Raw genomic sequence first — 20,539 nt, forward strand, 5'->3', positions numbered from 1 at the left:
CGTGATCGCCGCCGTCAGCGTCGTCTTGCCGTGGTCAACGTGACCGATCGTGCCGATGTTGCAGTGCGGCTTGTTACGTTCGAACTTTTCCTTGGCCATGGCCAAACTCCTGATGGCCCTGGCCCGGAACGGGATGAGGGGCGCTGTGCTTCAAAAAGTTGGAGCGGGTAGACGGGATCGAACCGACATCCTCAGCTTGGAAGGCTGCTGCACTACCATTGTGCTATACCCGCGCAGAGAATGCGGCGGGCGGACCCGTCGCACCCGAACCGGCTTGAAGGTCCGTTTCGCTCGGTCCGATCATCGCGTGGTGGGGGAAGCAGGACTCGAACCTGCGAAGCTTACGCAGGGGATTTACAGTCCCCCCCCTTTGCCGCTCGGGACATTCCCCCAGCGCGATGTCGTGACCGATCGGAACATCCGGGACGGCGTCGGAACGTCGTCTCGAACAAAGGCCTTCTTGATCCGGCAACGCCTGGTTTAGAGGGGGCGCCAGACCCGGAAAGCCCTGGGGCCCCAAATCGGAGCGCGTCTTATAGTGTCGTCGAATCGAGAAGGCAACGACCGGAAACGCGGTCCGAAAGGCCCGCCTCGCGGCCCTGCTTCCGGGCCCAAAGGCGGCGCGCGCGAGCGCGGCTGGACCCCGACCCCGCAGGGCGCCCAAGGGCCGCGCGGCGCCGACAAAGGCCCGCCGCGTGGGGATCGGGGCGGCAAAACCGATCCGTCGAACTGGCTGTGGGGGCGTCACCCGGTGATCGCCGCTCTGGCCAATCCGGCGCGCAAGGGCATGGGCCGCCTGCTGGTCACCGAAGATCGCGCCGCCGAGTTCGACGATCCCGCCCTGACCCCGCACGGCCACCGGCCGGAGCGAATCGACGGCGTGGCCCTGACCCGCATGCTGCCGGCCGGCGCCGTGCACCAGGGCATGGCCTTCAAGGTCGCGCCGCTGGAGGGCGTGTCGCTCGAAGACCTGGCCGACCCGGCGCAAGGCATCATCGTCATGCTGGACCAGGTGACCGACCCCCAGAACGTCGGCGCGGTCTTCCGCTCGGCCCTGGCCTTCGGCGCGCGCGGCATCGTGGTGCAGCACCGGCACTCGCCCGAGCTGGCCGGCGCCCTGGCCAAGGCCTCGGCTGGCGCCACCGAACGCCTGCCCTGCGCGCGGGTGACGAACCTCAGCCGCGCGCTGGAGCGCCTCGCCGACCTGGGCTGGCGCGCCGTCGGTTTGGACGGATCGGCGACCGAGACGCTGGAAGGCGCGCTCGACAACCGCCCCACCGTCATCGTCATGGGCTCGGAAGGCGAAGGCATCCGCCGCCTGGTCGCCGAGCACTGCGACGTCCTGGCGAAGATCCCCATGCCGGGCGGCTTCGAGAGCCTGAACGTGTCGAACGCGACGGCCATCGCCCTGTACGAAGCGGCGCGGGCTCAGGGGCGGTAAGCCCTCCTCACTTTCGTCATCCCCCCGACTTGATCGGGGGACAAGGCGGCGCCGAAGGCGATCTTCGCGACGGCGGTGGCTGAACAGGTTCGCGCTATCGCGCGCCGCCTGGTCCCCCGGTCTCCGCTTCGCTCCGCCGGAGGATGACGAAAGAGGGAGTGCGGGCCTTCACCGCCGCCCCTCCCCCCGCTAGGAAGCGCCCATGGAATTCCTGACCTCCCCCGTCTTCGTCAGCCAGCTCACCGCGCTCGGCCAGGTCCTGATGATGGATCTGGTGCTCGCCGGCGATAACGCCGTGGCCGTGGGCCTGGCCGCCGCCGCCTTGCCGGTTGAACAACGGCGCAAGGCCATCCTGATCGGTCTGGCCGCCGCCGTGGTCATGCGCATCGGCTTCGCCCTGATCACGGTGCAGCTGCTGGCCCTGGTCGGCCTGCTGCTGGCGGGCGGCGTCCTGCTGCTCTGGGTGTGCTGGAAGATGTGGCGCGAGCTGCGCGAGGCGGCGACCCACGATCAGGCCGAGGCGCAGAAGGAACTGGAGCTGGCGCTCGCCATCGAGCACGGCCATGGCCCCAGCCCGCAGGAGCTGGGCCTGAAGCAGAAGACCTTCGGCGCCGCCCTGCTGCAGATCATGGTCGCCGACATCACTATGAGCCTGGACAACGTCCTGGCCGTCGCCGGCGCCGCGCACGAGCATCCGTGGATCATGGTCTTCGGCCTGATCCTGTCAATCGCCCTGATGGGCATCGCGGCGACCTTCATCGCCCGCCTGCTCAGCAAGTACCGCTGGATCGGCTACATCGGCCTGGTCATCGTCCTGTACGTCGCGGTCCACATGATCTGGGACGGCGCGCGTCAGGTGGTGGTGCGGACCGGCAACCTGGAAGAATTCAACGCCGCCGCCCCCGCCTGGATCGAGATCAGTCCCAAGGAAGCCGCCCACCACTGGGGCGACCAGCGCAGCCCCGACGGCCACACGCCGGCGACGGCCGAGCCGGCGGCGCCGTAATTCTCCCTCTCCTTCATGGGGAGGGCAGGCCGCGAAGCGGTCGAGGGTGGGGTTCGAAAGGGCATCCACGACCGCGCTTCCGAACGGCCCCACCCGGGCTTCGCTACGCTGCGCCGTCCCTCCCCATGAAGGGGAGGGAGATCATTCCGCCCCGCCGAAGCGTTCCGACCATTCCGCCACCTGGGCGTCCTCGATCTTCCTGAACAGCACTTCGGGCGCATGCACCGCCTGCCCGGCCGGCACGCGGTCGAACAGCGACGCGTCCGCCCCCGGCCACGTCAGGTCCCGAGACCCGACCGTCTCGGCGATCCTCTGCGCCGTGAACGGCATCACCGGCGCCGCCAGCCGCGCGAACAGCGCCACCAGGTTCAGGCCGGTCCGCACGCCCACCGCCGCGCGGTCGCGATCGGTCTTCAGCGCGGTCCAGGGCGCCGCGACCTGCAGATATTCATTGCCCAGCACCCAGACGGCCCGCAGCGCCTGCGCCGCCTTGCGGAACTCCATGGCCTCGAACTGCGCCGTGGCCTCGGCGATCCCGGCGCGGATGTCGGCCTCCAGCTTGGCTTCCAGTTCGCCCGGCTCGCCGCCCTCGGGAACGACGCCGTCGAACTTCGACTCGGCGAACTTGACGATGCGGTTGACGAAATTGCCCAGCACGTCGGCCAGGTCCTTGTTCGTCGTCGACTGGAACTGCTCCCAGGTGAAGGCTGCGTCCGAATGCTCGGGCCCGTAAGCCGTCAGGTGCCAGCGCCAGTAATCGGCCGGCAGAAGCTCCAGCGCCTGGTCCATGAAGACGCCGCGCTTCTGTGACGTCGAGAACTTCCCGCCGTACCAGTTCAGCCAGTTGAAGGCCTTCAGCTGGTCCACCGTCTTCCACGGCTCGCCCGAGCCGATGATCGTCGCGGGGAAGCTGACGGTGTGGAACGCCACATTGTCCTTGCCCATGAACTGGACGTAGCGGACGTCATCCGCCCCCTCGTCCAGCCGCCACCAGTCGCGCCACGTCGCGCCCGTGCGCCCGGCCCATTCCTCGGTCGCGCCGATGTATTCGATGGGCGCGTCGAACCAGACGTAGAAGACCTTGTCCTCCATGCCCGGGCGCGGAAAGCCGTCCTTGGTGACCGGGATGCCCCAGGCCAGGTCGCGCGTGATGCCCCGGTCGATCAAGCCCTCGTCCAGATGCTTGTAGGCGATGGACTTGGCCAGCGGCTGCCAGTCGGTCTTCGAGTCGACCCAGGCGCGGATCTCGTCCGCGATTTTGGTCTGCAGCAGATAGAGGTGCCGCGTATCCCGAACCTCCAGGTTCCGCGACCCCGACACCGACGAATAAGGATCGATCAGGTCGACCGGGTCCAGCAGTCGCCCGCAGTTGTCGCACTGGTCCCCGCGCGCCTTGGGATAGGCGCAGTGCGGGCACGTTCCCTCGACATAGCGGTCGGGCAGGAAGCGCCGGTCATCGATCGAATAGATCATTCGATCCACCCGTTCCTCGATCAGGCCGTTGGCCTCCAGAGCCTCGGCGAAATGCTGGGTCAGGCGATGATTCGGCGGGTTCGACGACCGCCCGAACCAGTCGTAGCTCAGCCCGAACGCCTCGCCCGCCGCCTTCTGCACCGCGTGCTGCTCGTCGCAATAGGCGCGCACATCCTGACCGGCGGCGGCGGCGGCCAGCTCGGCCGGGGTGCCGTGCTCGTCGGTGGCGCAGATATACAGCACATCATGCCCCTGCCCCCGCTTGAACCGCGCCCAGACATCGGCGGGCAGCATCGACCCGGCCAGGTTCCCCAGATGCTTGATGCCGTTGATGTACGGCAGCGCCGAGGTGATGAGGATGCGGGCCATGAGAATCCGGGTCGTCAGGGAGCCGCCCATATAGAGAGCGCCGCCGGAGACGGCAAAGGCCGCACACACACCGTCATTCCGGGACGCTCGCAGAGCGAACCCGGAACCCAGGGGACTGGGTGCAAGGATAGCCGTCGCCGAGGTTCAGCTTGATCCCCTGGGTTCCGGGTTCCGCTACGCGGCCCCGGAATGACGATCAGCGCGCCAACCGCCCCGCCACTCGCAAAAACCGCCCCGTCAGCAGCGTCGCGCTGATCAGGCTGGCCAGGATCACCGCCCACACCAGTCCATCCACCCCCACCCGGTGCGCCAGCACCCAGCCCAGCGGCGTCATCACCGCGCCGTACGCCACCACGTGCATGATCGTCGGCCACCACACATCGCCCGCCGCGCGATTGCACTGGGCCGCGATCACCTGGATGGCGTCGGCGACGAAGAACAGGCTGGCCAGGGCCAGGGCGGGCGCCGCCACCGCGATCAGGGCCGCGTCCCGCGTGTAGGCGCTCGCCATCCCGTGCGCGCCCGGCCAGACGATCAGGGCCACCACGGTCGTCAGCACCGCCGCGACCCCCAGCCCGACCAGCCCGGCCCTCAGCACGCCGGCGCCGTCCCCGGCCCCATACGCCCGCCCGACCAGCACCGACGTCGCCGCCGACAGCCCCATCGGGATCATGAAGACGATGGCCGAGATATTCAGCACGATGGTCCAGGCCGACGTCTCCACCGCGCCGAGCTGGCCGGCGAAGAAGGTCATGGCCCCGAAGGCGCCGACCTCGATGAAATAGCTTGAGCCGGCGCCCAGCCCCACCTTGCGCTGCTGGCCCGCCGCCTCGGGATCGCGCGCCGGCTTGTCGAACACGCCCAACGCCCGCGCCTCGGGCAGGCGCCAGATGTAGATCAGCAGGAACACCGCCAGCGACCCGCGCGCCGCGAAGGTCGCCCAGGCGGACGCGACGGCGCCGCTCTGCCCCAGACCCAGCAGGTCGGGCACCAGCACCAGGTTCAACAGCAGGTTGATTCCGTTGGCGATCCACATGGCCCACATGCCGGCGCGCGGCCGGCCGATGGCCTCCAGGAACAGCTGGCACGCCACCGAGATCAGATAGGCCGGCATGGACAGGGCGAAGACCCGCAGCGCCGGCCCCGCCCCCTCGCCCAGCCCCTCGGCCAGATTGGCGTGCCGCAGCGCCCACGGCCCCAGGATCATCAGCCCGACCATGGAGACGAAGCCGATCTGCGCCGCATAGGTCAGGCCGCGCCGCAGCACCGCCCCCACCTCATGGCGTCGTCCTTCGCCCAGCCGCTGGGCGGTCAGCACCTGCACCCCCTGCATCAGCCCGACCGCCGTCGTCACCACGATGGCCGTCGGCGCCCAGGCCAGCGCATGAAACGCCAGCTCCTCGCCGGAATAATGCCCCACCACGATGGCGTCGGTCAGCCCCATGGTCAGAATGCCGATCCGCGCCAGCACCACCGGCCACGCCAGCGTCAGCAGCTCGCGCAGGGTGCGGTGGGTGTGGGGGCTGAAGGCGAACATGGGGCGCGCCTTGGGCCATGCGGGAGGCGGAAGGTCAACACCGTTGCCGGGCTACTTTTCTTTCGTCATCCCCCGACTTGATCGGGGGACCAGGCGGCGCGCGCGAGCGCGAACCTGTCGAGCGCGCGACCGCTGAAAGATCGCCTCCGCTACGCTGCGGCGCCGCCTTGTCCCCCGGTCTCCGCTCCGCCGGAGGATGACGAAAGACCAGATCACCACGCCCCCATCTCGCGCAGCTCCCTCACCATATCCTCCGGCAGGTCCGTCTCCCCCACCGTGCTCAGGTCCGCCGGCACGTCGGTCTCGAAATACCGCCACCCCTGGAACGGCCGCCGCGCCAGCGGCGCCGTGCGCACCACCTGCGGGGCCAGGGTGATCTCGCAGCGGCTGGCTTTGCCCTCGCCGAGCGTGCGGATGTCCAGCACCGGCTGCCGGCAGGCGACCGTGCCCTTGATCACCCAGAACAGCGACCCACCGTCCTCGACCTCGGCCGCCCGCTTGGGCGTCATGCGGGTGTGGACGATCAGCGGCTGTCCCCCGGCGGCGCGCGTCTCCAGCCATTCGATGTCCGAGACGCCGACGCACAGCTTGATCATGTGAAGGGGCATGGGCCGCAGATAGGCCGCGCGGCGCCCCGCTTCAACAATGTTAACGGCTCGGCCTTAACCATCGAACCGCGCCTGTCCGCCGGCGTCGGAAGGGCTCGCATGTTTGGTTTGATCACGAAGCTGACCGCCGTGCCCGGTCGCCGGGACGCGCTGGCGCTCAGCCTGCTCGACCCCGAGGTGAAACGGCCCGGCTGCTGCAGCTACGTCGTCGCCCTCGACCCCGCCGAAGAGCACGCCGTCTGGGTCACCGAGGCCTGGGTCAGCCAAGACGCCCACACCGCCGCCCTGACGCCCGACGCCCGCGAGCGCCTTCGCCCGGCGCTGGACCTGATCGCCGTGTTCGGCGAGACCACCTATACCCGCCCCATCGGTGGCATCGGGCTTTAGGCGACCCCCTTGCCGTGCATCCCGGCGGAAGCCGGGACCCAGTGAGAGCCACGAGCGCGTCGCTCAGGTGATGGCCGGCGATACCGCGCCGCTCGGACTGGATCCCGGCTTCCGCCGGGATGAGCGGATGTCAGGAAGCCTCCACCACCGCCAGCACCGCCCCGTCCGTCGTCTGGTCCCCCGCCGCGACGTTGACCTCGGTCACCACCCCGTCGAACGGCGCGACCAGGGCGTGCTCCATCTTCATGGCCTCCAGCACCACGACCGGCTGCCCCTTGCTCACCGCATCGCCCGCCTTCACCGGCGCCGCCACGATGCGGCCGGGCATCGGCGCGCGCAGGGCGCCGTCCGACGCAGTGGAGCCGCCCACAAGGGCAGCCGCTTTCCAGGGCTCAACGCGCGTGGCGGACCCTTGGTCAAACACGACCACGACGTCGTCATCGACCTCCGTAAAGCCGAAAGCCTGCCCCTCGACGGTCGCGACCGCGCGCCGTGACGGCGCGGACCGACGCCCGTAGTCGATGCTGACCTTACGCCCCGCCGAAGTCGTAAGGCGTCGCGATTCGCGGTCGCCAATCGTCAGGCTGCGCTTCTGCCCATCGACCGAAAGCACCAGGGCGGTGTTCTTCTGACCGTTTAGGCGGAATCCACCCAAAGCGTAGGACGAAGGGTCCCAGGGCGAAGGCTGCTTCTCGTAGTAGCTGTCGTCCCACACGGCGCGATCAAGAAGGACGCCGGCACCCGCCAGGGCGACGTCCTCGGACGCGTCGACGCGGAACAGCGCCTCCCCCTCCGCCCCGATCAGCGCCGTATCCACATCCCCCGCCACGAAGCGCGAATGCTCCAGACACCGCTTCAGGAACCCGGCGTTCGTCTTCACCGGCCACACCTGGACCGACCCGCACGCCTCGGCCAGCCGCTCCGCCGCCGCTTCCCGCGTCTCCGCATGCACGATCAGCTTGGCGATCATCGGGTCGTAGAAGGCGCTGACCTCGCCGCCCTGCTCCACGCCGGTATCGACGCGGATGTCGTCCGGCAGGTGGAAATGATCCAGCCGGCCGACGCTGGGCAGGAAGCCGTTGGCCGGGTCCTCAGCGTAGAGGCGCGCCTCCATGGCCCAGCCGTCGATCGACAGCTGATCCTGCGTCAGCGGCACGGGCTCGCCCGCCGCGACGCGCAGCTGCCATTCCACCAGATCGACGCCCGTGATGGCCTCGGTCACCGGGTGCTCGACCTGCAGCCGGGTGTTCATCTCCATGAACCAGATGCGGTCGGCCTTCAGGCCCTCCGACGCATCCGCGATGAACTCGATCGTCCCCGCCCCGACATAGCCGACGGCCTGCGCCGCCCGCACCGCCGCGCCCGTCACGGCCTCGCGCGTCGCGGCGTCCATGCCCGGCGCCGGCGCCTCCTCGATCACCTTCTGGTGCCGGCGCTGCAGCGAACAGTCGCGCTCGAACAGGTGGACGACCTGACCGTGGCTGTCGCCGAAGACCTGCACCTCGATGTGGCGCGGGCGGGTGATGTAGCGCTCGATCAGCACGCGCGGATCGCCGAACGACGCCTGCCCCTCGCGCTGGGCGCTGGCCAGGGCGTCGGCGAATTCGGCCGGATCGTCGACGCGCCGCATTCCCTTGCCGCCGCCGCCCGCCACCGCCTTGATCAGCACCGGATAGCCGGTCTTCGCCGCCTCGGCCGCCAGCGTCTCGCCCGACTGGTCCTCGCCTTGGTAACCCGGCGTCACCGGCACGCCCGCCGCGATCATCCGCGCCTTGGCCGCGTCCTTCAGCCCCATGGCCCGGATCGCGGACGCCGGCGGCCCGATCCACACCAGGCCCGCCGCGATCACCGCCTCGGCGAAGTCCGCGTTCTCGCTGAGGAAGCCGTATCCGGGATGGATCGCCTCGGCGCCCGTCGCCTTGGCGGCGGCCAGCACCTTGGCCCCGTCCAGATAGCTCTCGCGCGCCGGCGCCGGCCCGATCAGCACCGCCTCGTCGGCTTCACGCACATGCAGCGCCTGCGCGTCCGCCTCGGAATAGACGGCGACGGTGCGCAGCCCCATCCGCTTGGCTGTGCGGAAGACGCGGCAGGCGATCTCGCCGCGATTGGCGACTAGGACAGAGGTGAACATGGGGGTGTTCTAAAGTGGCGGGCGCCGAGTGGCGAGTGGCGCCGGTCAATCGCGGGTGCGGGACGGCATGACCCGGTTCGTCATCCCGGGGCCGCGCAGCGGAACCCGGGACCCAGGCGACTGGGCTCACGGTGGCGACGGCCAAGTGGGTACCCAGTCCCCTGGGTTCCGGGTTCGCTCTCTGAGCGCCCCGGAATGACGGTGAAGAGCTAGTGCCCCGCCATCTCGTTGAACCCGAGATACAGCCACACCGCCGCCAGCAGGCTGAACGTCACGGTCGTCAGCACGAACAGCGCGCTCATCCGCGCCAGCGTCCCGATCGTGCTGCGCTGATACGTCCCCTTCATGTGCATGAACAGGTGCACCGGCATCAGCAGCACCAGCCCCCACGCCCACCCCCCGACCAGCAGCGACGCCAGGAAGATCACCGTCAGCAGCAGCAGCTGGAACGACAGGCTGTGCATCGAGAAGATCAGGTGGTCGAACACGAAGAAGCGCCGGTTGAACGCAAACAGCAGCGTCAGCATCAGCGCCGAGACCGGCAACGCCAGGATCGCAATCCGGTGGCCCCAGATCTCCAGGATCAAGGCGAAGCGCTCGGGGTCGTCGCGCACCGCCTGGATGCGCGCCTCGGCCCAGTGCTTGAACGCGGCCACCCGCGCCGAATCGCCGGGCTCCGACAGATTGACCTCGCCCCGCGCGGCTTGAGCGGCCTTTTCCGCCGCGATCTGATCACTCAGCGACCGGCCAAACCCGGCGAAGTCGCCGTTGGCCAGGGCGATGGCCGAGGCCTTTTCCTGGGCGCTCATGGTGGGATCGGCCTGGATTTCCGCGATCGCCTCGTCACGACCCGTGACCGTCATGCCGTTGGCGCGCGTCTCGACCCCGTGCGCGCCCGCCGCCGCCTCATGCCCCCCCTCGGGCTCATGATGCTTGCCCGCCTTGGACGCCAAGTGGCCGGTGAAGAAGGCGACCAGCAGGATCACCAGGAACATCCGGAACGGCGCGACCTGGCTGGCCCGCTTGCCGTCCAGATAGTCGCGCGTCAGCTGGCCGGGCCGCTTCACCAGCGGCGGAATGGTGCTGAACAGCCGCCCGTCCAGGTGCAGCAGGCTCTCGACCGCCTCGACCAGCAGCTTCCAGCTGGACTTGTGGAAGTCCTCCGCCTCCTGCCCGCAGACGTGGCAGTAGGTCCCCTGAAGCTCGGTCGCGCAGTTGGCGCACGGCGTGCCCGGCGGGATCTCCGCGTGCTTGCGCTTCCAGCTCAGCCAGCCGCCGACAGACGCCAGCCCCGCGGTTTCCAGTTCCCCCGACATCTCATCCCCTCAAGACCCGAATCCCCGCGGGTCGCTGCGGCTACTCCGACCAGACCGGCTTGCGCTTGTCCAGAAACGCCCGCACGCCCTCCTGCCCTTCGACCGACACACGCGCCCGCGCGATACGCTTGGCGGTGTCCTCCATCAGGCCGTGGTCGATGTGTCGCCCCGCCACCTCGTTGACCAGCCGCTTGGCGTCGCCCATCGCGCCGGGCGCATTCACGCTGACGCTGTCGCTCAGCATCGAGATGAACTCGTCCACCGACCCCTCGGGCAGGATCATGTCGATCAGGCCGGCGTGCGCCGCATAATCGGCGTCGAAGATGTTCGCGGTCAGGAACAGCTGGCGCGCGCGTCGGGCGCCGACGGCCTCGATCACATAGGGGGCGATGGTCGCCGGGATCAGGCCCAGCTTGACCTCGGAAAAGGCGAAGCGCGCGCCCTCGACCGCCACCGCCATGTCGCACGCGGCGACCATGCCCGCGCCGCCGCCCATGGCCGATCCCTCGACCAACGCCACCGTCAGCGCCGGAATGTCCCGCAGCGCCTTCAGCATGTACGCCAGTTGCATCGCGTCGTCGCGATTGTCGCCCTCTGACCAGTCGGCCGCGTCGCGCATCCACCCCAGGTCGGCGCCGGCGCTGAACGTGCCGCCCGCCCCGCGCAGGAACACCAGCCGCACATGATCGGCGCCGTGCAGCGTCTCGAACGCCTCGCGCAGCGCCGCGATCGTCGGCCCGTCAAAGGCGTTCTTCTTGGCCGGCCGGTTGATCGTCACGAACACCACGCCGTCGGGCGTGGACCGGATCTGCACCAGGTCGTCGTTCGCATCCGGCGCCGCGTCGGGCACCAGCGGCTGCGCGATGCTGTTGATCTCCACCGCCTCGGCGTCGGTGACGTCCAGGGCGTTGAGGTCGGATTGGGTGGGATCGGCCATGGAGGTCTCCTTCGCGTGGGCCCCTATAACGCGCCAGGCGCCGAACGGACATGGCGCTGAAGGGACATGGCGCCGCTGCGGACGCCTCCGTCATTCGTCATTCCGGGGCTGCGCAGCAGAACCCGGACCCGAAGGGCGGCGCGAAGCGTCGACCCAGGAGGTCACGCACCACCGTCAACGCCGCCCCGTCGCATCCAATCTCCTGGGTTCCGGGCTCGCTCTGCGAGCGCCCTGGAATGACGAAACGAAACGTCGGCCCTCACATCCGGAACACGCCGAAGGTGGTCTCCGGGATCGGCGCGTTCAGCGACGCGCTGATGGCCAGCCCCAGGACATCCCGCGTCTGCGCCGGGTCGATCACCCCGTCGTCCCACAGCCGCGCCGTGGCGTAGAATGGATTGCCCTCGTCCTCGTACTTCTGGCGGATCGGCGCCTTGAAGGCCTCGGCTTCCTCGGGCGACCACTTGCCGGCGTCGCGGTGGACCGTGGCTAGCACGGACGCCGCCTGCTCCCCGCCCATCACGCCGATGCGGCTGTTCGGCCAGGTGAACAGGAAGCGCGGCGAATAGGCCCGCCCGCACATGCCGTAGTTGCCGGCGCCGAAGCTGCCGCCGATCAGCACCGTGAACTTCGGCACCTCCGCCGACGCCACCGCCGTCACTAGCTTGGCGCCATGCTTGGCGATGCCCTCGGCCTCGTACTTGCCGCCGACCATGAAGCCCGAAATGTTCTGCAGGAACAGCAGCGGAATCTTCCGCTTGCAGGCCAGCTCGATGAAGTGCGCCCCCTTCTGCGCGCTCTCCGAGAACAGCACGCCGTTGTTGGCCAGGATCGCCACCGGATAGCCCCAGATGCGGGCGAACCCGCACACCAGGCTGGACCCGTAATCCCGCTTGAAGGCGTCGAACTCCGACCCGTCCACCAGCCGCGCGATCACCTCGTGCACGTCATAGGGCGCGCGCACGTCCTCGGGCACGACGCCGTACAGCTCCTCGGTGGCAAAGGCCGGCGGACGCGGCTCGCGCACGTCCATATCGACGCGCTTGACCGTATTCAGATTGGCCACGATGGACCGCACGATCTCCAGCGCGTGTTCGTCATTCTCGGCCACATGGTCGACCACGCCGCTGCGTCGCCCGTGGGTGTCCGAGCCGCCCAGATCCTCGGCCGAGATCACCTCGCCCGTCGCCGCCTGCACCAGCGGCGGTCCGGCCAGGAAGATGGCCCCCTGATTGCGCACGATCACCGTCTCGTCCGACATGGCCGGCACATAGGCCCCGCCCGCCGTCGACAGGCCCATGACGCAGGCGATCTGGGGGATGCCCGCCGCGCTCATCCGCGCCTGGTTGAAGAAGATGCGCCCGAAATGCTCGCGGTCAGGAAACACCTCGGCCTGGTGCGGCAGGTTCGCCCCGCCGGAATCGACCAGATAGACGCACGGCAAGCGGTTCTGCTGGGCGATCTCCTGCGCCCGCAGATGCTTCTTCACCGTCAGCGGAAAGTATGCCCCGCCCTTCACCGTCGGGTCGTTGCAGACGATCATGACCTCGCGGCCCGATACCCGGCCGATGCCGCAGATCAGCCCGGCGCCCGGCGCGCCCTCTGGATCGCGCGCATCGCCATACATTCCGTTCGCCGCCAGCTGGCCGATCTCCAGAAAGGGCGAGCCGGGGTCCACCAAGCGCTCGACCCGGTCGCGCGGCAACAGCTTGCCGCGCCCGACGTGCCGCTCCCGCGACGCCTCCGACCCGCCCAGCGCCGCCTGCGCCACCCGCGCGCGCAGATCCTCGGCCAGGGCCCGGTTGTGTTCCGCCAGGCGTTTGAAGGTCGGGCTTTGGGCGTCCACCGCCGAGGTCAGCTTGGGCATCCCGTCCGTTTAGGAGGCTTCGCGCACGCCGGGAACCCCGCAGTCGGCTGACGTGCTTTGCATCCCCCCTTGCCAAGCGTCGCCGTCAGGCGAAAACAGGCGTCAGTGACTGTCACCCGATCCGACACATTGGAAGCCGCCCTGGCGCGGGTCTTCGAAGGCCCGCTCGTGGACCGGGCCAGCTGGTTCGCGCTGACGGGCGGCGAGCCCCTGTTCGCGCGCGGCGACCCGGCCGACACCCTGTACCTGCTGCGCTCCGGCCGCCTGGGCGTCTATCGCCCGGATGAGGCGGACCGCCCGCACCTGCTCGGCGTCGTCCGACCGGGCGAGCCGGTGGGGGAAATGGCTCTGCTGGCCGGCACCGCCCACACCGCCACCGTCGTCGCCCTGCGCGACAGCGAGATCCTGGCCCTCCCCCGCGACGCCTTCTTCGAGGCCGCCCGGCACGAGCCGGACCTGATGGTCGAGCTGTCGCGCCTCATGATCCTGCGCGCCCGCGACGATCGCGCCGGTTCGGCCGAGCCCAGCGTCTTCGGCTTCGTCGCCGTACGCCCCCGCCCCATCCGCGCCTTCGTCGAGCGAATCGCCGCCGCCGTCATCGCCTCGGGCTTCACCTGCCAGGTGATCGACCATTCCGCCCTGTCGTCGGCCGCCGAATGGTTCTCGCGCGTCGAGGACAGCCACGACTACGTCCTCTATGTCGCCGAGCAGGACGAACCCGCCTGGGCCAGTCTGTGCGCGCGCCAGGTCGACCGGCTGTTCCTGGTCGGCAACGCCCTGCTGACGCCCCCGTCCAACCTCGACTATCGCCGCGGCCGCTCGGACGAGGTCGATCCCGTCGACCTGATCCTGCTGCGCGACCCGCGCATGCGGTCGCCGGCCAACACCCGCGTCTGGCTGGACGCCGTCAATCCGGGCCGCTGGTTCCACGCGGTCGAGGGCGCGGCCGGCGACGCCCAGCGGATGGCGCGGATCATCACCGGCTCGTCGGTCGGCGTGGTGCTGTCCGGCGGCGGCGCCCGCGCCTACGCCCACATCGGCGTTCTGCGCGCCCTGCACCAGGCGAACGTGCCGCTCGACTTCATCGGCGGCTCCTCGATGGGCGCCGTCATCGGCGTGGGCCCGGCCCTGGGCTGGGGCGACGACGAGCTGGAGCGCCAGATGAAGCGCGCCTTCGTCCAGTCCGACCCCCTGTCCGACCTGGCCTTTCCGATGATCGCCATGACCCGCGCCGGCAAGGTCGCGCGCCTGCTGGAGGCCGCTTACGGCGACATCGACATGGCCGACCTGGCCATTCCCTTTTTCGCCGTCTCGTCCAACCTGACCACGGGCGGGATCGAGGTCCACCGGCGCGGTCTGCTGCGCCGGGCCATGCGCGCCACCATCTCCATTCCCGGCGTCATGCCGCCGGTCGTCATGGACGGCCAGGTGCTGGTCGACGGTGCGGTGCTGAAGAACTTCCCCACCGACGTCATGCGCCGCCTCAACCGCGGCCCCATCGTCGGCAGCGACATGAGCCAGGCGCGCGGCGTCGATCCCAAGACGCTGGAAAACCCGCCGTCATGGCTGAAATGGATCATCTCGGGCGCCTGGAAGAAGGGTCCGCCGATCGTCAGCATCCTGATGCGCGCCGCCACCATCACGACGGACGCAGAGCTGGACCGTTCGCGCGCGGACACCGACCTGCTCATCCTGCCCCAGCCCGAGGGCATGGATATCCGCGACTGGAAATCCTACGACATCCCCGTCGCGGCGGGCTACGCGGCGGCCAACGAGGCCCTGGGCGCGCTGGACCGCCCCGTCGAGGCCCTCCGGCGCGCGCCCAAGGAAGCGGCGGAAAAGACGGAAGCGGCCTGACGTCGCCCTTCGTTATCCCGGGGCGCTTGCAGTGAACACGGGACCCAGGCGACCGGCCGCACGCGCCGCGACCTCCACCGCTCGAAATGACCACCTCGGTTCCGGGTTCTGCGCCTCGGCTCCCGAATGACGGAAGGGCGCGCGTCCAAGAACGGCGGAATCGGCCTGGTGCCCGCCCTCGTCATCCCGGGGCGCTCGCAGAGCGAACCCGGGACCCAGGCGACGGGCTGCCCGCGTCGCCACATCCACCGTTTGAAATGACCACCTCGGTTCCGGGTTCTGCGCCGCAACCCCGGAAAGACGGGAGGAGAAAAACCGCACACCCGTTTCTCGTCGTCCTCGGACTTGATCCGAGGACCCGGCCGTCCGATGCGCGATCGACGAAGGCCGAGCCGCCGCGCTTTCAGCCATCCGCGCCCAGCACGCCCACAGCTGATCCTCGGATCGAGGACGACGACCCCGGCGATGGGCGATGTGCGATTTTCAGATGAACCCGCTCCGGCCACTCGAAGGGCCGCGAGCGAATGGTACCGCCTCTCAGGCTTGAACTGAGGACCTCCGGTTCCACAAACCGGCGCTCTAACCAACTGAGCTAAGGCGGCCCGCTCTCGCGAGACGCGTCCTCTAACGGCGTCGCCGCGACGGGACAAGCAAAAAGCCCGGACGCCTGGCCCGCAGACAAGAAAAAACCGCCCGGGATCGCTCCCGGGCGGTTCTGTCTTTGCGACGGTGTGTTCGACCTACTGGAGGCGGAACCGGACCGTGAAGCGGGCGCGACCACCTTGGGCCACACCATCGACCGTGCTCGGCGCGAACCGGGCCTGGCGAGCGCCCCGCAGAGCGGCCTGGCCGAAGCCGGCGCCCGCAGGATCCTCGGACACGACCTCACAGTTCTGCGCCGCGCCGTTCGGGGCGACCGTGCAGACCAGGGTGGCCGAGCCGGCTTCGATACCGCGGCTCTGCGCGCGTTCCGGGAAGTCGGCCGTCGGCCGGCGAGCCCAGTCCACGTTGGTGATCACCGAGGGCCGCGGCGGAGCCGGCGGAGCCGGCGGCGGCGGAGGCCCGGGGACGATGACCGGGGGACCGACGTATTCCTGACGGTCTTCCTTCTTCGTCGGCTCGATGTTCACCGTCACCGGAGGCGGCTGGACCGGCGAGACCATGGGCTCGCGGACCTGAAGCTTCGGCGGCGGAGGCGTGTCCGGCGGCGGCGGAGGCGGCGGCGGCGGGGGCGGAGGCGGCGGAATGGGTTCCACCAGCTCCACGTCCACGGCGTCATCCGTGTAGTCCATCACCCGGAGCTTGAACTTGGCGCTCTGGAGATAGAACAGCAGGATGGCGAAGAGGATCGAGACGACGAGCAGGCTGAGGAGCCAGACGCCGATCGACACGCCCATGAAGCCCTTTTTACGCGGGGCGTCATACCGACTGCGGTGATATTCGACGGGTGTATCTGTCATGTGATGTCCCGTTTCCTACTCACTGCGGAGCCTTGTCTTCACCAACCAGGGCCACGCTGTAGAAGCCGGCGTCCTGCAGAGCGTTCATCGTCTGCATGAAGTCGCCGTAGCGCGTGTTCTGGTCGGCTCGGATGAAGATCCGTTCCTTCGAGGGATCCCGTGCGCCGATCGCCGCATTGAGCTCGCTGCCCAGGCTACCGAAGCTGGTCTCATAGTCCCCGATATAGACCCGGCCTTCCGTGTTGATCGAGATGAACACGGGCTTGGGCGGGTTTTCGGTCGGCTTGGTGGCCGCAACTGGAAGCGTCACTTCCACCGACACAGTCGCCACCGCAGAGGCGACCATGAAGATGATGAGCAGAACCAGCATGATATCAACGAAAGGCGTTACGTTGATCTCTGCGTTCGCCTCGACGTGATACTTCCCGCCGCCGCCAGAGTCGAGTTTGGCGGCCATGGGTCTTACGCCCCCTTGTCGAGCTGACGCGAGATGGCGTTCAGCAGTTCAGCGGCGAAACCGTCCGAACGGGTGCCGTAAGCGGCGATGCGGGTGTTGAAGTAGTTGTAGAACACCACCGACGGGATAGCGGCGAACAGGCCGATACCGGTCGCCAGCAGGGCCTCGGCGATGCCGGGGGCCACGGCGGCCAGGTTGGTCGTGTTCGATTCCACGATCCCGATGAACGAGTTCATGATGCCGTACACGGTGCCGAACAGACCGACGAACGGACCGGTCGAGCCGACCGAGGCCAGGAACTGCTGGCCGCCCGAGAGGCGCTTGGCCAGACCCGATTGAACGGCGGCGACGGCGGCCTGGGCGCGGTTCAGCGCCGAGTCGCGGTGATCGCCGGTGACCGACAGACCGGCCTGGCGGGACAGTTCGATTTCTTCGGTCGCCGCGGCGGCCATGTCGGCCAGCGGGTTGCCGTCGAATTCGTCCGAGGTCGCCACGCGGCGCATGTCCGCGATGGTGCGGGTGCCGCGGAAGGCTTCCAGGAACTGGTCGGTCTTGCGGTTCAGGCCGCCGAACTCGAACAGCTTGATGAGCAGCAGGGTCCAGGAGAAGACCGAAGCCAGCAGCAGGCCGATCATCACGACCTTAACGACCAGGGTCGCTTCCATGAACATGGAGATCGGGGTGATGGAGCCGTGCGAGGCGGCCGGGGCTTCTTCCGCCGGAGCGGCTTCAGCGGCCGGAGCCGGGGTCGGAGCCGCGGTGTCAACCGGGGCGGCGGTGGTGGCCGTGGCCGGAGCCGGCGCAGCCGGATCCTGGGCCAGGGCCGGCGAGCTCGCCATCAGGACGGCGGCGCCGGCCATGGCGAGGAGGATGTTCTTCTTGCTGTCGAGCATTGTTCGCCAGTTCCTGCTTGGTCTGACCATGAGAAGCGAGGCCCCGGCGGAGCCCCCGTGAAAGTCTGACGTCGATCGGGGGCCAGAGGGGCCCGTCTCGACGAAACGCCGTCCTACCTGACCCGTTGCCAGAACGGAAACAAGACGTGAAATCGAAGATGCTTCGAGAACACGTCTCGTCGCAGTCCGGTCCACGCGGAAGAAGGCGGTCAAGCTCTCTTGGCGGCTGGACTTGGGAGCGTCAAGCAAGAACACGGCCTTTTCGCCCGAACGGGGAAAGCCATGCCCCACTCCGGCCGAACGGCGAGAGAAAACGGCGTTTTCGTGAAGCTTGACCGCAGGAAATGCGACAATCTTGCGCGGGAACCGCGGCAGAGGCCTGTCACTGTCGGGAACCGGACGGAGCCGGCGGCGGGATGGTGCCTGGGGGCGGGTTCGAACCACCGACACGCGGATTTTCAATCCGCTGCTCTACCAACTGAGCTACCCAGGCAAGCCGCCGCCCGTTCGGGAGCGGGGTCCATAGCCGAGGTCATCCGGGGTGTCCAGCGGGTGATGACCCTTCCGCCTTCCCTTCATGGGTAGGGCAGGCCCCGAAGGCGGCGGGGTGGGGCTTGAGCGGGCATTCACCGCCCCAAAAGCAAAAGCCCGGGGACATCCTTTCGGACCCCGCCCGGGCTGACGTCGTTCGCCGTCCCTCCCATGAAGGGGGAGGCCCGCCCTACTCCCGCTCTTCCGGCGCCTGCTCGTCCGCCGGCTCGCCCGGCAGCACATAGCCCCCGCTCAGCCAGCGCTGCAGATCCACATCGGCGCAGCGGCGCGAACAGAAGGGCCGGTGTTCCGGCGTGGTCTCGTTCTTCTTGCAGATGGGACAGGTGGCCATGTCAGCCCATGTCGATGCGGAAGCGCCCGACCGCAAGGGCCGGGTCCGCCGTGACGGCCGCGCGCGGTCCCAGACGGGCGGCCAGCGGCGCGATGCGCTCCAGATCGGCGGACGCACACGCCAGGGTCACGCGCGGCGTGGCCGTGTCGGACAGAATCGCCTGCCTCAGCCGCCGCACCGCCTCGATCGCCCGCGTCATCGCCGGATCGGCGCCCAGCACCTCTTCCACCGGCGTCTGCGTCCACGGCAGGCTCAGCTGCAGCACGCCGAACCGGCTCAGCGGCCCGAACGCGGCCCCCGGTTCGGTGAAGGCCGCGCGCGCCTCCCTCAGAATCACCTCGCCGTTCAGCCCGGCCCCGACCAGATCGATCGCCACCAGCCCGCCCCAGCCCTTCAGCCGGATCAGGCGAGCGGCCTGCGCCATCCCCTCGCGATTCGCGGCCGCACGACCCTTGCCGGCGTCCCGTCCGGCCATGGCGGCGAAGTCGATGTCCACTGCCACCATCGCCCGGGTCCGCTCGACCGCCAGATCCAGCGCCCATGACGCAAAAACGGTCGTCGTCGCCCGCGCCTCTTCCTCGGCCTCCAGGCTGGCGGCGATGGCGTCGCGTCCGGTCTGGATCTCGGCGCCCGGCGCGATCGTCGCCAGCCGCGTCGCCACATCGGGCCCGGCCGCCAGCAGGCGCGGCGTCCCCTCCCCGGCCTCCAGCCGTTTCAGCGTCGGCCCCTTGCCGGCGCGCGGCTCGGCCGTGATCTCGACCTCGATCCGGTCGCCCTGTTTCACCGCCTTGCCGGGCAGGAAGCCGAACGGCTCACCCGCGCCCAGATCGACGAAGGCCGCGCCGAACGCCGGCTCCACCGCCGCCACGCGCCCGGCGCAGCGCGCGCCCAGCCGGTGCTGGGGCGTCGCGTCCTCACGATGAATGATCAGGCGCTCATACCGCCCGCCGCGCGCCACGATCCCGCGCGTCTCGCCCGGCGTGTCGTCGAGGAAGACCTCGACCAACCCGTTCACCGCGTCCAGCCCGCGCCGGTCAGCAGATTGACGGCCTCGAACAGCGGCAGGCCCATCACCGATGGATGGCTGCCGACGATGCGCGTGACAAAGGCGCCCGCCGGCCCCTGGATGCCGTAACCCCCCGCCTTGCCGCGCCAGTCGCCGGAGGCGACATAGGCGGCGATCTCGGCGTCGGACAGCACCTTGAACGACACGCGCGTCTCGTTGACCCGCGTGGCGATCCGGTCGCCCCGCGCCACGGCCACGCCGGTGTAGACCCGGTGTCCCCGACCCGACAGCAGCCGCAGGAAGCGCTCGGCCTCCGTCTCGTCCGCCGCCTTTTCCAGGAACCGCCGCCCGACCGACACCACCGTATCGGCGGCCAGCACGACAGCGTCCGGCGCGCGCGCGGCGACGGTCAGCGCCTTCGTCCGCGCCAGCCGTTCGGCCAGGCGCGGCGGCGTCTCGCCCTTCAGGGGCGTCTCGTCGATATCGGCGGGATCGATGCGGTCGGGCGTGATCCCGACCTGCGCCAGCAGTTCGATGCGGCGCGGGCTGGCCGAAGCCAGCACCAGTTCAGGACGGCTCATCGCGAGCCCGCCCTTACTTGAAGCGATAGGTGATGCGACCCTTGGTCAGATCGTACGGCGTCATCTCGACCAGGACCTTGTCGCCGGCCAGCACGCGGATGCGGTTCTTGCGCATCTTGCCCGCCGTGTGGGCGATGATCTCGTGGTCGTTCTCGAGCGTCACCCGGAAGGTGGCGTTCGGCAGCAGTTCGCTGACCGTACCGGGAAACTCGAGCAGTTCTTCCTTAGCCATGCGGCCTCTCGCGCCCTTGAAAACAGCATACGGCCCGCGCCGGGCGTGGGCGAGGGCCGTGAGTGGCGGGCCTAATGCCCGAAAACGCGCGGATAGTC

19 protein-coding genes and 4 tRNA genes are annotated in these 20,539 nt (G+C 69.3%); 4 read left to right on the forward strand and 19 right to left on the reverse strand.

The window, feature by feature from the left end; translation table 11 throughout:
* The 3 genes from ASG17_RS15225 to ASG17_RS10940 all read right to left on the reverse strand — a co-directional run.
* Window positions 1-99: GTP-binding protein (locus ASG17_RS15225; protein ID WP_199225306.1), on the reverse strand; the 99-nt coding region annotated here is incomplete at its 3' end.
* A gap of 60 nt (window positions 100-159) precedes the next feature.
* Window positions 160-233 (reverse strand) — tRNA-Gly (locus ASG17_RS10935).
* A gap of 75 nt (window positions 234-308) precedes the next feature.
* Window positions 309-392 (reverse strand) — tRNA-Tyr (locus ASG17_RS10940).
* Window positions 393-538: 146 nt separating this feature from the next.
* Here ASG17_RS10940 and rlmB point away from each other — a divergent pair.
* Window positions 539-1,441, forward strand: a complete 903-nt coding sequence (gene rlmB / locus ASG17_RS10945) for a 23S rRNA (guanosine(2251)-2'-O)-methyltransferase RlmB (RefSeq protein WP_082496229.1) — start codon at window positions 539-541, stop codon at window positions 1,439-1,441.
* A gap of 202 nt (window positions 1,442-1,643) precedes the next feature.
* Window positions 1,644-2,447 carry a TerC family protein gene (locus tag ASG17_RS10950; RefSeq protein ID WP_056103461.1) on the forward strand — a complete coding sequence of 268 codons (804 nt, stop codon included), beginning with the start codon at window positions 1,644-1,646 and terminating at the stop codon, window positions 2,445-2,447.
* Between the two features lie 141 nt (window positions 2,448-2,588).
* On the opposite strand, the gene metG is transcribed toward ASG17_RS10950, so the two are convergent.
* From metG to ASG17_RS10965, 3 genes are all read right to left on the reverse strand, one after another.
* Window positions 2,589-4,289 (reverse strand): methionine--tRNA ligase, encoded by a 1,701-nt coding sequence (gene metG, locus ASG17_RS10955; protein WP_056104330.1) that lies wholly within the window; start codon window positions 4,287-4,289, stop codon window positions 2,589-2,591.
* Window positions 4,290-4,485: 196 nt separating this feature from the next.
* Window positions 4,486-5,826, reverse strand: a complete 1,341-nt coding sequence (locus ASG17_RS10960) for an MATE family efflux transporter (protein ID WP_056103464.1) — start codon at window positions 5,824-5,826, stop codon at window positions 4,486-4,488.
* Window positions 5,827-6,038: 212 nt separating this feature from the next.
* A complete protein-coding gene (locus ASG17_RS10965) occupies window positions 6,039-6,434 on the reverse strand; it encodes a DUF1489 family protein (protein ID WP_056103468.1) in 396 nt (131 codons plus the stop codon).
* Window positions 6,435-6,533: 99 nt separating this feature from the next.
* Here ASG17_RS10965 and ASG17_RS10970 point away from each other — a divergent pair, with 99 nt between their 5' ends.
* Window positions 6,534-6,821: a putative quinol monooxygenase gene (locus ASG17_RS10970; RefSeq protein ID WP_056103471.1), complete on the forward strand. Its 288-nt coding sequence runs from the start codon at window positions 6,534-6,536 to the stop codon at window positions 6,819-6,821.
* Window positions 6,822-6,951: 130 nt separating this feature from the next.
* Here the strand turns inward: ASG17_RS10970 and ASG17_RS10975 are convergent, their stop codons facing one another.
* The 4 genes from ASG17_RS10975 to ASG17_RS10990 all read right to left on the reverse strand — a co-directional run bounded on the left by ASG17_RS10975 (window position 6,952) and on the right by ASG17_RS10990 (window position 13,072).
* Window positions 6,952-8,952, reverse strand: a complete 2,001-nt coding sequence (locus tag ASG17_RS10975; RefSeq protein WP_056103475.1) for an acetyl/propionyl/methylcrotonyl-CoA carboxylase subunit alpha — start codon at window positions 8,950-8,952, stop codon at window positions 6,952-6,954.
* Between the two features lie 209 nt (window positions 8,953-9,161).
* A complete protein-coding gene (locus ASG17_RS10980; protein ID WP_056103477.1) occupies window positions 9,162-10,268 on the reverse strand; it encodes a DUF3667 domain-containing protein in 1,107 nt (368 codons plus the stop codon).
* 40 nt (window positions 10,269-10,308) lie between these two features.
* On the reverse strand, window positions 10,309-11,205 hold the full coding sequence (locus ASG17_RS10985) for an enoyl-CoA hydratase-related protein (RefSeq protein ID WP_056103480.1): 897 nt from the start codon (window positions 11,203-11,205) through the stop codon (window positions 10,309-10,311).
* A gap of 259 nt (window positions 11,206-11,464) precedes the next feature.
* A complete protein-coding gene (locus tag ASG17_RS10990) occupies window positions 11,465-13,072 on the reverse strand; it encodes a carboxyl transferase domain-containing protein (RefSeq protein ID WP_056103483.1) in 1,608 nt (535 codons plus the stop codon).
* Window positions 13,073-13,177: 105 nt separating this feature from the next.
* Here ASG17_RS10990 and ASG17_RS10995 point away from each other — a divergent pair, with 105 nt between their 5' ends.
* Window positions 13,178-14,929: a patatin-like phospholipase family protein gene (locus ASG17_RS10995; RefSeq protein WP_156367842.1), complete on the forward strand. Its 1,752-nt coding sequence runs from the start codon at window positions 13,178-13,180 to the stop codon at window positions 14,927-14,929.
* 525 nt (window positions 14,930-15,454) lie between these two features.
* On the opposite strand, the gene ASG17_RS11000 is transcribed toward ASG17_RS10995, so the two are convergent.
* The 9 genes from ASG17_RS11000 to infA form a co-directional block, all read right to left on the reverse strand.
* Window positions 15,455-15,531, reverse strand: a tRNA-His gene (locus ASG17_RS11000).
* Between the two features lie 138 nt (window positions 15,532-15,669).
* A complete protein-coding gene (locus tag ASG17_RS15955; RefSeq protein ID WP_056103488.1) occupies window positions 15,670-16,389 on the reverse strand; it encodes an energy transducer TonB in 720 nt (239 codons plus the stop codon).
* 19 nt (window positions 16,390-16,408) lie between these two features.
* Entirely contained in the window at window positions 16,409-16,846 is a 438-nt protein-coding gene (locus ASG17_RS11010; RefSeq protein WP_056103492.1) for a biopolymer transporter ExbD, read from the reverse strand.
* A 5-nt stretch (window positions 16,847-16,851) separates the two neighbouring features.
* A complete protein-coding gene (locus ASG17_RS11015; protein WP_056103496.1) occupies window positions 16,852-17,739 on the reverse strand; it encodes a MotA/TolQ/ExbB proton channel family protein in 888 nt (295 codons plus the stop codon).
* Between the two features lie 417 nt (window positions 17,740-18,156).
* A tRNA-Phe gene (locus ASG17_RS11020) sits at window positions 18,157-18,232 on the reverse strand.
* A 228-nt stretch (window positions 18,233-18,460) separates the two neighbouring features.
* Window positions 18,461-18,622 carry a DNA gyrase inhibitor YacG gene (locus tag ASG17_RS15230; protein ID WP_082496230.1) on the reverse strand — a complete coding sequence of 54 codons (162 nt, stop codon included), beginning with the start codon at window positions 18,620-18,622 and terminating at the stop codon, window positions 18,461-18,463.
* A 1-nt stretch (window position 18,623) separates the two neighbouring features.
* A complete protein-coding gene (locus ASG17_RS11025) occupies window positions 18,624-19,637 on the reverse strand; it encodes a ribonuclease E/G (RefSeq protein WP_056103499.1) in 1,014 nt (337 codons plus the stop codon).
* Entirely contained in the window at window positions 19,634-20,209 is a 576-nt protein-coding gene (locus ASG17_RS11030; RefSeq protein WP_056103502.1) for a nucleoside triphosphate pyrophosphatase, read from the reverse strand. Before ASG17_RS11030 ends, ASG17_RS11025 begins: the two co-directional genes overlap by 4 nt.
* Before the next feature lie 13 nt (window positions 20,210-20,222).
* On the reverse strand, window positions 20,223-20,441 hold the full coding sequence (gene infA / locus ASG17_RS11035) for a translation initiation factor IF-1 (RefSeq protein ID WP_008261544.1): 219 nt from the start codon (window positions 20,439-20,441) through the stop codon (window positions 20,223-20,225).
* Between the last annotated feature and the right edge of the window lie 98 nt (window positions 20,442-20,539).

The organism is Brevundimonas sp. Leaf363 (assembly GCF_001424025.1).
Lineage (GTDB): Bacteria > Pseudomonadota > Alphaproteobacteria > Caulobacterales > Caulobacteraceae > Brevundimonas.

Bases quoted from the DNA above. Each gene is read 5' to 3' on its own strand.
- ASG17_RS10990 (WP_056103483.1), bottom strand. From the start codon at position 13,072: ATGCCCAAGCTGACCTCGGCGGTGGACGCCCAAAGCCCGACCTTCAAA.
- ASG17_RS10965 (WP_056103468.1), bottom strand. From the start codon at position 6,434: ATGCCCCTTCACATGATCAAGCTGTGCGTCGGCGTCTCGGACATCGAA.
- ASG17_RS11010 (WP_056103492.1), bottom strand. From the start codon at position 16,846: ATGGCCGCCAAACTCGACTCTGGCGGCGGCGGGAAGTATCACGTCGAG.
- ASG17_RS15230 (WP_082496230.1), bottom strand. From the start codon at position 18,622: ATGGCCACCTGTCCCATCTGCAAGAAGAACGAGACCACGCCGGAACAC.
- metG (WP_056104330.1), bottom strand. From the start codon at position 4,289: ATGGCCCGCATCCTCATCACCTCGGCGCTGCCGTACATCAACGGCATC.
- ASG17_RS11030 (WP_056103502.1), bottom strand. From the start codon at position 20,209: ATGAGCCGTCCTGAACTGGTGCTGGCTTCGGCCAGCCCGCGCCGCATC.
- ASG17_RS10980 (WP_056103477.1), bottom strand. From the start codon at position 10,268: ATGTCGGGGGAACTGGAAACCGCGGGGCTGGCGTCTGTCGGCGGCTGG.
- ASG17_RS10970 (WP_056103471.1), top strand. From the start codon at position 6,534: ATGTTTGGTTTGATCACGAAGCTGACCGCCGTGCCCGGTCGCCGGGAC.
- ASG17_RS10950 (WP_056103461.1), top strand. From the start codon at position 1,644: ATGGAATTCCTGACCTCCCCCGTCTTCGTCAGCCAGCTCACCGCGCTC.
- ASG17_RS10975 (WP_056103475.1), bottom strand. From the start codon at position 8,952: ATGTTCACCTCTGTCCTAGTCGCCAATCGCGGCGAGATCGCCTGCCGC.
- ASG17_RS15955 (WP_056103488.1), bottom strand. From the start codon at position 16,389: ATGACAGATACACCCGTCGAATATCACCGCAGTCGGTATGACGCCCCG.
- ASG17_RS10960 (WP_056103464.1), bottom strand. From the start codon at position 5,826: ATGTTCGCCTTCAGCCCCCACACCCACCGCACCCTGCGCGAGCTGCTG.
- ASG17_RS11015 (WP_056103496.1), bottom strand. From the start codon at position 17,739: ATGCTCGACAGCAAGAAGAACATCCTCCTCGCCATGGCCGGCGCCGCC.
- ASG17_RS10985 (WP_056103480.1), bottom strand. From the start codon at position 11,205: ATGGCCGATCCCACCCAATCCGACCTCAACGCCCTGGACGTCACCGAC.
- infA (WP_008261544.1), bottom strand. From the start codon at position 20,441: ATGGCTAAGGAAGAACTGCTCGAGTTTCCCGGTACGGTCAGCGAACTG.